Source organism: Micromonospora sp. AMSO31t (assembly GCF_008868175.1).
Classification (GTDB): Bacteria; Actinomycetota; Actinomycetes; order Mycobacteriales; family Micromonosporaceae; genus Micromonospora.
On the sequence record NZ_WBKT01000163.1, the window covers coordinates 1 to 12,973 of the forward strand.

General features: G+C 74.3%; 12 protein-coding genes. 10 read left to right on the plus strand and 2 right to left on the minus strand.

Annotation, left to right across the window (positions count from 1 at the left end; genetic code table 11):
• On the minus strand, window positions 1-674 hold a 674-nt coding region (locus F8274_RS25680; RefSeq protein ID WP_151464936.1), incomplete at its 3' end, for a DUF1775 domain-containing protein.
• Window positions 675-880: 206 nt separating this feature from the next.
• On the opposite strand from F8274_RS25680, the gene thrS reads away from it, so the two are divergent.
• The 4 genes from thrS to F8274_RS25700 all read left to right on the plus strand — a co-directional run bounded on the left by thrS (window position 881) and on the right by F8274_RS25700 (window position 5,447).
• Window positions 881-2,905, plus strand: a complete 2,025-nt coding sequence (thrS, locus tag F8274_RS25685) for a threonine--tRNA ligase (protein WP_151464937.1) — start codon at window positions 881-883, stop codon at window positions 2,903-2,905.
• Between the two features lie 51 nt (window positions 2,906-2,956).
• On the plus strand, window positions 2,957-3,520 hold the full coding sequence (locus F8274_RS25690) for an HIT domain-containing protein (protein ID WP_151464938.1): 564 nt from the start codon (window positions 2,957-2,959) through the stop codon (window positions 3,518-3,520).
• A 46-nt stretch (window positions 3,521-3,566) separates the two neighbouring features.
• Window positions 3,567-4,187 (plus strand): hypothetical protein, encoded by a 621-nt coding sequence (locus tag F8274_RS25695; RefSeq protein ID WP_151464939.1) that lies wholly within the window; start codon window positions 3,567-3,569, stop codon window positions 4,185-4,187.
• 120 nt (window positions 4,188-4,307) lie between these two features.
• On the plus strand, window positions 4,308-5,447 hold the full coding sequence (locus tag F8274_RS25700) for an aldo/keto reductase (protein WP_225853977.1): 1,140 nt from the start codon (window positions 4,308-4,310) through the stop codon (window positions 5,445-5,447).
• Here the strand turns inward: F8274_RS25700 and F8274_RS25705 are convergent.
• Complete coding sequence (locus F8274_RS25705) at window positions 5,384-7,561, minus strand: elongation factor G-like protein EF-G2 (RefSeq protein ID WP_151464940.1); 2,178 nt, start codon at window positions 7,559-7,561, stop codon at window positions 5,384-5,386. The genes F8274_RS25700 and F8274_RS25705 overlap by 64 nt on opposite strands.
• 251 nt (window positions 7,562-7,812) lie before the next feature.
• Between F8274_RS25705 and pgsA the strand changes: the two genes are divergently transcribed.
• The 6 genes from pgsA to pdxT all read left to right on the plus strand — a co-directional run bounded on the left by pgsA (window position 7,813) and on the right by pdxT (window position 12,852).
• A complete protein-coding gene (gene pgsA / locus F8274_RS25710; RefSeq protein ID WP_151464941.1) occupies window positions 7,813-8,433 on the plus strand; it encodes a phosphatidylinositol phosphate synthase in 621 nt (206 codons plus the stop codon).
• Window positions 8,430-9,359, plus strand: coding sequence for a phosphatidylinositol mannoside acyltransferase (locus tag F8274_RS25715; RefSeq protein ID WP_151464942.1), 930 nt, complete (start codon window positions 8,430-8,432; stop codon window positions 9,357-9,359). Before pgsA ends, F8274_RS25715 begins: the two co-directional genes overlap by 4 nt.
• A 14-nt stretch (window positions 9,360-9,373) precedes the next feature.
• Window positions 9,374-10,534, plus strand: coding sequence for a glycosyltransferase family 4 protein (locus tag F8274_RS25720; protein ID WP_151464943.1), 1,161 nt, complete (start codon window positions 9,374-9,376; stop codon window positions 10,532-10,534).
• A gap of 82 nt (window positions 10,535-10,616) precedes the next feature.
• Window positions 10,617-11,120, plus strand: coding sequence for a hypothetical protein (locus F8274_RS25725; RefSeq protein WP_151464944.1), 504 nt, complete (start codon window positions 10,617-10,619; stop codon window positions 11,118-11,120).
• A 137-nt stretch (window positions 11,121-11,257) separates the two neighbouring features.
• Window positions 11,258-12,175 carry a pyridoxal 5'-phosphate synthase lyase subunit PdxS gene (gene pdxS, locus F8274_RS25730; RefSeq protein WP_151464945.1) on the plus strand — a complete coding sequence of 306 codons (918 nt, stop codon included), beginning with the start codon at window positions 11,258-11,260 and terminating at the stop codon, window positions 12,173-12,175.
• Between the two features lie 71 nt (window positions 12,176-12,246).
• On the plus strand, window positions 12,247-12,852 hold the full coding sequence (gene pdxT, locus F8274_RS25735; RefSeq protein ID WP_151464946.1) for a pyridoxal 5'-phosphate synthase glutaminase subunit PdxT: 606 nt from the start codon (window positions 12,247-12,249) through the stop codon (window positions 12,850-12,852).
• Window positions 12,853-12,973: the final 121 nt, after the last annotated feature.

Genomic DNA, 12,973 nt, shown 5'->3' on the forward strand with positions numbered 1-12,973 from the left:
CCGGCCAGCCCGGCGAGCAGCCCGCCGCCCAGCAGCAGGTCGGCGCTCGGTCCGTCGTCCTCGACCCGTGCCGGGGCGGCCGCCTCGACCGGCGCCTCGGCGACCGGCTCGCCGTGACCGGCGTGCACGGCGGCGCCCGCCGGCGGGGGCAGCAGGGTGACCGTCGGGGCGGGGTGCGCGCCGCCGGGCGGGTCGGCCCAGCGGACCACGGTGCCGTCGGCGTAGGTCTGGATCACCGTGAAGGTCAGCTTGTCGGTGGCCGGCATGGGGCCCATGCCGAGCGAGAGCCGGGCCGGCTTCGTCGTGCCCGGCATGCGGATCCAGGTCACGGCGTCGGTCACCTGGTTCAGCTCGGAGGCGTGGATGCCCGCCACCGGCTGGTCCAGGGTGCGGGTGGTGATGGTGGGCGCCCAGTCGGGCACGGAGAGCGGGTAGACCTCGCCGATCGGGGCGTCCGCGGGCATCCGCAGCTCGATCCGGCTGGTACGGCTGCCGGCCCGCTCCTCGGGCAGCACCACGGCCAGTTCGATGGCGTCGCCCTGGTGCACCTGGGCCGGTGAGGTCGTGAGGGTCACCTCGGCGGCGCTCGCGGCGCCGGGCCAGCCCAGCGCGCCGCCGACCGTGGCGGCCAGCATCGCCGTCGCCCACCACCGGCCCCGACGGGTCATCGTCATGGTCGTCCCCATCCGTGTCGACACGGCCGGCAACCGGCTCCGGCCTCACCCGGTAGTTCGGGCGGGAAGGCCGAAAGGTTCAACGCGGGACGGAACTGATCGGTCCGGGGAGCGCGGCGTCGCCGACGGCGCGGGTCCGGGCGACCGATAGCATCGCAGGAGCCGGTACCCGGCACATTCGAACCCGTTCGACGACAGGAGTCACCGTGTCCGCACCCCGTACCCCCGTCGTGGCCGACCCCGTCGTCGTCGCCGCCGGGACGACGGCGGCCGACGCGGTGGCCGCGGCCGGGCTGCCGACGAGCGGCCCGAAGGCGATCGTGGTGGTCCGCGACCCGCAGGGCGTGCTGCGCGACCTCGACTGGAAGCCGGCCGAGGAGACCGCCGTCGAGCCGGTCGCCCTCGACAGCCCGGACGGGCTGAACGTGCTGCGCCACTCCACCGCGCACGTGCTGGCCCAGGCCGTGCAGGACGTGTTCCCCGAGGCCAAGCTCGGCATCGGCCCGCCGATCGAGAACGGCTTCTACTACGACTTCCAGGTGGCCAAGCCGTTCCAGCCGGACGACCTGGCGAAGCTCGAGAAGCGGATGCAGGAGATCGTCAAGTCCGGCCAGCGGTTCCGCCGGCGCCGCTTCAGCAGCCTCGACGAGGCGCGCGGCGAGCTGGCCGCCGAGCCGTTCAAGATGGAGCTGATCGAGGTCAAGGGTGAGGGGCTGGACTCCTCCGAGGTGATGGAGGTGGGCGGCGGCGAGCTGACCATCTACGACAACCTCGCCGCGAACGAGGACAAGGTCTGCTGGTCGGACCTGTGCCGCGGCCCGCACCTGCCGAACACCCGGCTGATCGGCGCGTTCAAGCTGATGCGCTCGGCCGCCGCCTACTGGCGGGGCTCCGAGAAGAACCCGCAGCTCCAGCGGGTCTACGGCACCGCGTGGCCGACCCGGGACGAGCTGAAGGCGTACCTGCGGTTGCTGGAGGAGGCCGCCCGGCGCGACCACCGCAAGCTCGGCGCGGACCTGGACCTGTTCAGCTTCCCCGACGAGATCGGCTCCGGCCTGGCGGTCTTCCACCCGAAGGGCGGCGTGCTCAAGCGGGTGATGGAGGACTACGTCCGCACCCGCCACATCGAGGAGGGCTTCCAGTACGTCGGGACCCCGCACATCTCGAAGGAGGGCCTGTTCCACACCTCGGGCCATCTGCCGTACTACGCCGACGGCATGTACCCGCCCATGGAGCTCGAGGGCGCGGACTACTACCTCAAGGCGATGAACTGCCCGATGCACAACCTGATCTACCGGTCGCGCGGGCGGTCCTACCGTGAGCTGCCGATGCGGCTGTTCGAGTTCGGGTCGGTCTACCGCTACGAGAAGTCGGGCGTGGTCCACGGGCTGACCCGGGTGCGCGGCCTGACCCAGGACGACTCGCACTCCTACTGCACCCGCGAGCAGGCGCCGGCCGAGATCAAGCACCTGCTCAACTTCGTGCTGAGCCTGCTCAAGGACTTCGGCATCGACGACTTCTACCTGGAGCTGTCCACCCGCGACGAGGCCCGGCTCGACAAGTTCGTCGGGTCCGACGAGGACTGGGCGACGGCCACCGCGGTGCTGGAGCAGTGCGCCCGGGAGACCGGGCTGGACCTGGTGCCGGATCCGGGCGGCGCGGCCTTCTACGGCCCGAAGATCTCGGTGCAGGCCAAGGACGCCATCGGCCGCACCTGGCAGCTGTCGACCATCCAGTACGACTTCAACCAGCCGAAGGGCTTCGGGCTGGAGTACCAGGCGGCCGACGGCACGCGGCAGCAGCCCGTGATGATCCACTGCGCCAAGTTCGGGTCGATCGAGCGGTTCATCGGCGTGCTCACCGAGCACTACGCGGGCGCGTTCCCGGCCTGGCTGGCGCCGGTGCAGGTGGTCGGCATCCCGATCCGCGAGGACCACACCGACTACCTCCAGGACTTCGTCACCACGCTGCGCCGCAAGGGCATCCGGGCCGAGGTCGACGCGGGTGACGACCGGATGCAGAAGAAGATCCGCAACGCCCAGCAGCAGAAGATCCCGTTCATGGTGATCGCCGGGGACGACGACGTGGCCGCCGGCACGGTCTCCTTCCGCTACCGGGACGGGTCGCAGCGCAACGGCGTGCCGGTCGAGGAGGCGGTGGCCCACGTGCGGGAGGTCGCCGAGTCGCGGACCAACTCGGGCCCGTCGGCGGAGGGCACGCCCAACACCTGAGCGGCCCGGCCGGCCGGGCCGGACCGGCCGCGGTGACCGTAGGATCGGCGTGTGACTGGGGCGGAACGGCACTTCGACGGCGCCGGCGGCGGCGACAGCGGTCTGGCGGACGGGCTGGAGCGGCTCTGGACGCCGCACCGGATGACCTACATCTCGGGCGAGGACCGGCCCGAGGGCGGGTACGAGAAGCCGACCGGCTGCCCGTTCTGCCTCGCCCCGGGCCGGCCGCCGGACGAGAGCCTGGTGGTGGCCCGGGGTGAGCACGTCTTCGCGGTGCTCAACCTCTACCCCTACAACCCGGGGCACCTGCTGGTGTGCCCCTACCGGCACGTGGCGGACTACACCGAGCTGGACGCGCCGGAGACCGCCGAGCTGGCCGCGTTCACCAAGGACGCCATGCGGGTGGTCCGGCACGTCTCCAACGCGCACGGGTTCAACCTGGGCATGAACCAGGGCGGCGTGGCCGGCGCGGGCATCGCCGCGCACCTGCACCAGCACGTGGTGCCGCGCTGGGGCGGCGACGCGAACTTCATGCCGGTGATCGGCCGGACGAAGGTGCTGCCGCAACTGCTCGCCGACACCCGGGACCTGTTCGCCAAGGCCTGGCCGGCCTGACGGCCGGGGGCGACCCCGGCCCGACCCCGACAGTACGATCTTGGGCATGGCCCTGCTGCACCGCGCGGAACTGCGCCCCTCGAAACTCGACCTGCTCGCCGCCTGGCTGCCCGGCCGGCCCTGGTTCGCCGGCACCTCCGGCGCCGAGGTCACCCGCGTGGCGGCCTACCGGTTCGACGACCCGGCCGGCGAGGTCGGCATCGAGACCATCCTGGTGCGGGCCGGCGACGGACCGGTCCTCCAGGTGCCGCTGACCTACCGGGGCGCGCCGCTGGCCGGCGCCGAGCCGTGGCTGCTCGGCACCACCGACCACTCCGCGCTCGGCCCGCGCTGGGTGTACGACGCCTGCGGCGACCCGGTCTACCCGCCGGCCCTCGCTGCCGCCGTCCTCGCCGACGCCGGCCAGGCGGAGGAGTACTTCGAGGTCGACGGCCGGCGCGAGGTGCGCGCGCCGAGCATGATGCTGGCCGGCACCCGGTCGGGCAGCCCGTCGGCCTTCGACCTGATCGACGAGGTGGTCGACGGCGACCCGACGCTGATCCGGGCCGGCGGGGCGGAGCTGGCCCTGGTCCGCCGGCCGGCTCCGGGCGACGCCCCGGCGCCGGCGCGGCTCACCGGCGCCTGGGCGGGGCAAGCCGACCCGGTGTTGCTCGCGTACGCCCGCTGACCGTCCCCCGGCCGACCGGCGTCCACGGCCGACCGGCGCCCACTGACCGTGCGCCGGCCGGCCCGGCACCCGGGGTGCGGAAGCGGCCCACGGGTCCCGGGAAGGTGGCAGGATGCGGCGATGGCAGTCAGCACGCGGCCGTTGGGCCGCAGCGGCATCGCGGTCAGCGCCCTCGGGATGGGCTGCTGGGCGATCGGCGGCCCGTGGGCCGAGGGCGCCCGGCCGCTGGGCTGGGGGGTCGTGGACGACGCCGAGTCGGTCCGTGCGGTCCGCCGGGCCCTCGACCTCGGGGTGACGCTCTTCGACACCGCCGACACGTACGGCGCCGGGCACGGCGAGCGGATCCTCGGCCGGGCCCTCGCCGGCCGGCGCGACGAGGCGGTGATCGCCACGAAGTGGGGCTACACCTTCGACGAGCGGACCCGGCAGGCCACCGGTGAGGACGCCACACCGGAGTACCTGCGGCGCGCGGTCGTCGACTCGCTGCGCCGGCTGGACACCGACCGGATCGACCTCTACCAGTTGCACCTCGCCGATCTCCCGGTGCCCCGGTTCGAGGCGCTGATCGGCACCCTGGACGCCCTGGTCGCCGACGGCCTGGTCCGGGCGTACGGGTGGAGCACCGACCGGGCCGACCGGGCGGCCGCCTTCGCCCAGGTCGCCCGGGGCGCCGCCGCCGTGCAGCACGGCCTGTCGGTGCTCCGGGACGCCCCGGCCATGCTGGCCGTCTGCGAGAAGCACGACCTGGCCAGCCTGGCCCGGGGGCCGCTCGGGATGGGGCTGCTCACCGGCAAGTACACCCCGGAGTCCACGCTGCCCCGCGACGACGTGCGCGGCACCGCGCCGAACTGGCTGGAGTGGTTCCGCAGCGGCCGGCCCGCCCCGGAGTGGCTGCGCCGGGTGGCCGCCGTCCGCGGCGCGCTGACCGCCGACGGCCGGACCCTGGCCCAGGGCGCGCTCGGCTGGATCTGGGCGCGCAGCGACCGGGCCGTGCCGATCCCCGGCGCCCGCACCGTCGCCCAGGTGGAGGAGAACGCCGCCGCGCTGGACCGCGGCCCGCTCGCCCCCGACCAGTTCGCCGAGGTGGAGCGCCAGCTCGCGGCCCTGCGCGCGGCCGCCCTGCGCGACGCCGACCGCCCGCACTGGCCGATGCCGCCCACCGGGAGGGGCCTGCGCCGTCCGGGACGGTGGCGCGGTCAGGACCGGCCGCCGGCCTCCTTGCGGACCTGCTCGGCGAGGTGGGCGGGCATCGGCTCGTAGCGGGCGAACTCGCGGCGGAAGGTGCCCGTGCCGGCGGTCATCGAGCGCAGCTCGACGGCGTAGCGCAGCAGTTCGGTGGCGGGGACCTCGGCGCGGACCAGGGTGCGGCCCTCGGCGTCCGGGTCCGGCTCGGTGCCGAGCACCCGGCCGCGCCGGCCGGACAGGTCGCCCATCACGGCGCCCACCGACGAGTCGGGCACCCGGACGGTGATCTCGTCGACCGGCTCCAGCAGCGTCGGCTGCCCCTTCTCGGCGGCGTCGCGCAGGGCGAGCGCGCCCGCCGTCTGGAACGCCGCGTCGGAGGAGTCGACGCTGTGCGCCTTGCCGTCGAACAGGCTCACCCGCAGGTCCACCACCGGGTAGCCGCCGACCAGGCCGCGCTCCATCTGGGCCCGGACGCCCTTCTCCACCGAGGGGATGTAGTTGTGGGGCACGGCGCCGCCGACCACCTTGTCCACGAACTCGAAGCCGCCGCCCCGGGGCAGCGGCGTCACCTCGATGTCGCAGACGGCGTACTGGCCGTGGCCGCCGGACTGCTTGACGTGCCGGCCGTGCCCCTTGGCGGCGGCCGTGAACGTCTCGCGCAGCGCCACCCGGACCGGCTCGGTCTCCAGCTCCACCCCGCCGGCGCGCAGGCGGTCGAGCACCACGTCGGCGTGCGCCTCGCCCATGCACCAGAGCACCAGCTGGTGGGTCTCGGGGTTGCGGTCCAGCCGCAGGGTCGGGTCGCCGGCGACGAGCCGGGCCAGGTTGCGGGCCAGGGCGTCCTCGTCGGCCCGGCTCTTCGCCACGATGGCCACCGGCAGCAGCGGCTCCGGCATCTCCCACGGGGCGACGAGCAGCGGCTCCTCCTTGGCGGAGATGGTGTCGCCGGTCTCCGCGCTGCCCGACTTGGTGATCGCGCAGAGGTCACCGGCCACCGCCGTGGGCACCTCCCGCAGCGTCGCGCCGAGCGGGCTGTAGATGTGGCCGACCCGCTCGTCGGCGTCGTGGTCGGGGTGTCCGCGCTCGGCCATGCCGTGCCCGGACACGTGGACCACCTGGTCGGGGCGGAGCGTGCCGGAGAAGACCCGGACCAGGGAGACCCGCCCGACGTGCCGGTCCACGGTCGTCTTGACCACCTCGGCGACCAGCGGGCCGTCGGGGTCGCAGGCCAGCGGCGGCCGGGGCGAGCCGTCCACCCCGGTGACCGCGGGCACCTCGTGCTCCAGCGGCGACGGGAACGCCGCCACCAGGCCGTCCAGCAGCGCGTCCAGCCCCACGCCGGTCTCCGCGCACACCGGCACGACCGGGTAGAAGTGGCCGCGGGCGACCGCCGTCTCCAGGTCGGTGATGAGCACCTCGATGTCGATCTCCTCGCCGCCGAGGTAGCGGTCCATGAGGGTCTCGTCCTCGCTCTCGGCGATGATCCCCTCGATCAGCTCGTTGCGGGACTCCAGGATGGCCGGCAGGTGCTCCGGGTCCGGCTCGCGCACCGCCGCCGGCAGGCCCTGGGAGTAGTCGAAGACGCGCCGCGTGATGAGCCCCATGAGGCCGGCGACCGACTCGCCGTCGTCGCCCAGCATCGGCAGGTAGAGGGGGAGCACGTTGTCGCCGAAGACCCGCTGGCAGAGGGCCACCGACTCGTCGAAGTCGGCGCGCGGGTGGTCCAGCCGGGTGACCGCGACGGCGCGGGGCATGTCCACCGCGGCGCACTCCTCCCAGAGGGCGGCGGTGGCGGCGTCCATGCCGTCGACGGCGGAGACCACGAACAGCGCCGCGTCGGCGGCCCGCAGCCCGGCGCGCAGCTCGCCGACGAAGTCGCCGTACCCGGGGGTGTCCAGGAGGTTGACCTTGACGTCGCGGTGCAGCAGCGGGGCGCAGGCCAGGCTCACCGAGCGCTGCTGGCGCACGGCGGCGGGATCGTGGTCGCAGACGGTGGTGCCCTCGGTGACGCTGCCGGCCCGGCCGATCGTGCCGCTGGCCGCGAGCAGCGCCTCGACCAGAGTCGTCTTGCCCGCTCCGGAGTGCCCGACGAGCACCACGTTGCGAACCCTGCCGGGTTCGGTCACCACCGGCGCGCCGCCGGTGACACCCTTCTCGTTCTTCGCCGAAGCGGCATTCCTTTGCGCCATCGCGGCGCACCTCCCTCAACCGGTGGTGGTGGCGACCGCCGCGCGCGACGGGGAAGCGGCCCGGGCGGGCACCGCGGCGATATCTTCCGGTGATCTCCTGGACGACGGGTAGGCGGACGGGTGATCCGGTGAGCTGGCTCACCTCCCACGCTCGATCTCACACCCGTAACCGGGCCGACACAAGAGCGCCAGGCGGGTCGGGACGACCGGCTGTGTCCCCGACGGCTGCCGGCCGTTATCGTGGGACCGCCATGGCGAAGATCTTCCAAGTGACGGCCCGCGCGGGCATGACCCGCGTCGTGGAGCCGGTCGCGCGCGGCCTGCTCCGCGCCGGTGTGTCCCCCAACGCGGTCACCGTGACCGGCACCGTCGGCGTGCTCGTCGGCGCGCTCGGCTTCGGCGCCCGCGGTCACCTGGTCGCCGGCGCGTTGATCGTCACGGTCTTCGCGCTCACCGACCTGCTCGACGGCACGATGGCCCGGATGAGCGGTGGCTCCACCCGGTTCGGGGCCTTCCTCGACTCGAGCATGGACCGCATCGCCGACAGCGCGGTGTTCGGCGCGGTCGCCTACTGGCTGGCCACGGAGCACGACCACTCGGCGGTGGCCGCCGCGCTGCTCTGCCTGGCCGCCGGCGGCCTGGTCTCCTACGTCAAGGCCCGCGCCGAGGGGCTCGGGATGACCTGCAACGTGGGCATCGCCGAGCGCACCGAGCGGCTGCTGATCGTCGGGGTGGGCGGCCTGCTCACCGGTCTCGGCGTCGACCCGGCCCTGGAGATCGCGCTCTGGCTGCTCGCCGCCGTCTCGATCTTCACCGTGGGGCAGCGGATGGCCCACGTGTACCGGCAGGCGCAGCTGGTCGGCCGGGAGTGAACCTCACCGAGGCGGGCTACGTCGCCGGCTGGCGGCTGGTCCGCGCGCTGCCCCGGCCCGTGGTCGCCGCCGCCTTCCGGGCGGGCGCCGACCGCGCGCACCGCGGCAACGGCAGGGGTACGCGGCGGCTGCGCGCCAACCTGCGCCGGGTGGTCGGCCCCGACCTGCCCGAGGCGGAGCTGGACCGGCTGGTCCGCGACGGCCTGCGGTCGTACGCCCGGTACTGGCTGGAGGCGTTCCGCCTGCCGAGCCTGAGCCGGCGGGACATCCTCGCCGGGTTCCATCTCGACGGCCAGGAGAAGCTCGCGGCCGACGTGGCGGCCGGCCGGGGCGCGGTGGTCGCGCTGCCGCACGCCGGCAACTGGGACGCCGCGGGCGCCTGGGTGGCGGCCAACGGCTGGCCGATCACCACGGTCGCCGAGCGGCTCAGGCAGGAGGGCCTCTACAAGCGCTTCCTCGCCTTCCGGCAGGGCCTCGGCATGGAGATCCTGCCCACCTCCGGGGGCGACCGGCCGGCGTTCGACGTGCTGGTGGACCGGCTGCGGGCGGGTGCCGTGGTGCCGCTGCTCGCCGACCGGGACCTCTCCGCCCGGGGCGTCGAGGTGGAGTTCTTCGGCGGCCGGACCCGGATGCCGGCCGGCCCGGCCCTGCTGGCGCTGCGCACCGGCGCGCCGCTCTACGTGGCCTCGCTGTGGTACGAGCCGGACGGCGCCCGCGCCGCCATCGAGGGCCCGCTGGAGCTGCCCGAGGAGGACAGCGCCCCGCTGGACGCCCGGGTGCGGGCGGTGACCCAGCGGATTGCCGACGGTCTGGCGGCGGGCATCGCCCGGCATCCGGAAGACTGGCACATGTTGCAGCGGATGTGGCTGGACCAGGGCACCGACGGCACGCTGTCGCAGCCGGCGGCCACCACCGGGACGATCTGAGGGAGCGGGGCGCAATGCGGATCGGCATCGTGTGCCCGTACTCCTTCGACGTCCCCGGCGGGGTGCAGAACCACGTCATGGACCTGGCCGAGGCGTTGCTGGGGCTCGGCCACGAGGTGAGCGTGCTGGCCCCGGCCGACGAGGACGCGGCGCTGCCGCCGTACGTGGTGTCGGCCGGCCGGGCCGTGCCGCTGCCGTACAACGGGTCGGTGGCCCGGATCGCCTTCGGCCCCGTCTCCACGGCCCGGGTGCGCCGCTGGATCACCCGCGGCGACTTCGACGTGCTGCACGTGCACGAGCCGCTCACCCCCAGCCTGTCGATGCTCGCGGTGCTCTGCGCGCGGGGCCCGGTGGTGGCCACCTTCCACACCGCGATGACCCGGTCCCGGGTGCTCTCCGCCGCGCAGGGGGTGCTCCAGATCCTGCTGGAACGGCTCACCGCCCGGATCGCGGTGAGCGCGCTGGCCCGCAAGGTCCAGGTGGAGCACATGGACGGCGGGGCCGTGGAGATCCCCAACGGGGTGGCGGTGGCGAAGTTCGCCGGCGTCGAGCCGTTGCCCGGCTGGCCGGGGGAGTGCGCGCCGGGCACCGGCGGGACGCTCGGCTTCCTGGGCCGGTTCACCGAGCCGCGCAAGGGCTTCCCGATCCTGCGGGACGCCTTCGTCGCGCTCGCGCCGCACCGCCCGGGCCTGCGCCTGCTCGTCGCGGGGCCGGGCGACGCCGAGGACCTCTACGGGCAGTTCCCCGCCGAGCTGCGGGAGCGGGTGACCTTCCTCGGCATGGTCTCCGAGGCCGACAAACCTCGCATGCTGCGCAGCCTGCACCTCTACGTCGCACCGAACACCGGTGGGGAGTCCTTCGGGATGATCCTCACCGAGGCCCTCGCCGCCGGCACCACCGTGGTGGCCAGCGACCTGGACGCGTTCCGCCGGGTGCTGGACGGCGGGCGCGCCGGCCGGCTCTTCCCCACCGGGGAAGCGGCGGCGCTGCGCGACGCCCTCACCGAACTGCTCGACGACGCCGGGCAGCGGGCCGGGCTGACCGCCGCCGGCGACCAGGTGGTCGCGAATTTCGACTGGCCCGTGGTTGCCCGGCGTGTTCTGGAGGTATACGCAGCGGCGATCGAGGCCACCGACGGCCGGGTCATGGACCAGGAATGGGCGGGGCTGGGCTGAACCCGGTGGCCGGTGGGGCCGCTGTGACGAGCGCGTCGACCGGTGCCCGCGCCGGCCGGGCGGGATGAGGAGCAGCACTACGATGCCGGGCATGTGGTGGGTGGTGGGCGCGACACTGGTGCTCGGGCTGGTGTCGGCGTACCTGATCTGGACCGCCGGCCGGGTCGAGCGGCTGCAGGCCCGCGCGGAGTCCGCCGCCCGGGCGCTCGACGCGCACCTGCTGCGCCGCGCGGCGGCCGCCGCGGTGCTGGCCGAGCAGCGCTACGGCGTCGAGCTGTACTCGGCCGCCCGGATCGCCCTGGACGCCGTCGGCGAGGAGCGCGAGGCCGCGGAGAACGACCTCACCCGGCAGTTGCGCACGGTGGTGCTGGACCCGGCGGACCCGGCCTGCGAGGCGGTGATCGCGGCCAGCCGGCGGCTCGCCCTGGCCCGGCAGGTCCACACCGACCTGGTCCGCGACGCCCGGGCGGCCCGTGGCCGCCCGCTGGTACGCCTGCTCCGGATGGGCCGCGGGCGGGAGTGGCCCCGCTACTTCGACGTCGACGACCCCACGGTCACCCCGAAGGCGGACGTCACCACGGGCTGAGCGGGCGGTGGCCGGAGCCCCGGTGACGCCGACCACACAGCAGGCCACCGGGGGTCTGATTGGCTGTCGGACCGGCGTTCACCCCGTCGTAGCCTTCTCACAGCCACCCCCGAAGCTCGTCCAAGGAGCGATGACCCGTGCCCGAATCCACCTCCCCGAACACCAACGCCAACCCCGTCGTCGGCACCGCCCGCGTCAAGCGGGGGATGGCCGAGATGCTCAAGGGCGGCGTGATCATGGACGTGGTCACCCCCGAGCAGGCCAAGATCGCCGAGGACGCCGGCGCCGTCGCCGTCATGGCGCTCGAGCGGGTGCCCGCCGACATCCGCGCCCAGGGCGGCGTCTCCCGGATGAGCGACCCGGACATGATCGACGGCATCATCAACGCCGTGTCGATCCCCGTCATGGCCAAGGCCCGGATCGGCCACTTCGTCGAGGCGCAGGTCCTCCAGTCCCTCGGCGTCGACTACGTCGACGAGTCCGAGGTGCTGACCCCGGCCGACTACGAGAACCACATCGACAAGTGGGCGTTCACCGTCCCCTTCGTCTGCGGCGCGACCAACCTGGGCGAGGCGCTGCGCCGGATCACCGAGGGCGCCGCCATGATCCGCTCGAAGGGCGAGGCCGGCACCGGCGACGTCTCCAACGCCACCACCCACATGCGGAAGATCCGCAAGGAGATCCGCCGGCTCCAGACGCTGCCGGCCGACGAGCTGTTCGTGGCCGCCAAGGAGCTCCAGGCGCCGTACGAGCTGGTCAAGGAGATCGCCGAGACCGGCAAGCTGCCGGTCGTGCTGTTCACCGCGGGCGGCATCGCCACCCCGGCCGACGCGGCCATGATGATGCAGCTCGGCGCCGAGGGCGTCTTCGTCGGCTCGGGCATCTTCAAGTCGGGCAACCCGGCCCAGCGCGCCGCCGCGATCGTGAAGGCCACCACCTTCCACGACGACCCGGACGTGCTGGCCAAGGTTTCCCGCGGCCTGGGCGAGGCGATGGTCGGCATCAACGTCGACGAGATCCCGCAGCCCCACCGCCTGGCCGAGCGCGGCTGGTGACGTGCAAGGAGGGGCCCTTGTCAACACCTCAGGTAGAGCAGGGGCCCCCTCCTGACGTGAGAGGACGTGACGTGACCACACCCGTCATCGGTGTGCTCGCCCTCCAGGGCGACGTGCGCGAGCACCTCGCCGCCCTGGCCGGGGCCGGCGCGGACGCCCGTCCGGTGCGCCGCCCGGCCGAGCTGGACGCGGTCGACGGCCTGGTGATCCCGGGCGGGGAGTCGACCACCATGAGCAAGCTCGCCGACATCTTCGAGATGCGCGAGCCGGTCGACAAGCGGATCGCCAGCGGCATGCCGGTTTACGGGTCCTGCGCCGGCATGATCATGCTGGCCGGCGAGGTGCTCGACGGCCGCCCCGACCAGCGCGGCTTCGCCGGCATCGACATGACCGTCCGGCGCAACGCGTTCGGCCGGCAGGTCGACTCGTTCGAGGCGCCGGTCGAGATCACCGGAGTCGGGGGCGAGCCGTTCCACGCCGTCTTCATCCGGGCCCCCTGGGTCGAGCGGGTCGGCGCGGCCGTCGAGGTGCTCGGCCGGGTCACGTCCGGGCCGGCCGCCGGCCGGATCGTCGCGGTGCGGCAGGGCCACCTGCTGGCCACCTCCTTCCACCCGGAACTCACCGGCGACCTGCGGCTGCACCGCTACTTCGTGGATCTCGTCCGGGCCGCCGCCTGACCGCACGCGGCGCCGTCCCGGGTGCGGGTGTGACATGCGGGGACGCCACGTCGGTAGGATTGCGGCGGTTCGGCAGGGCTCACCGCCCGCCGCCGCCCCCCAGCCGACCGCCGGGCGGTCG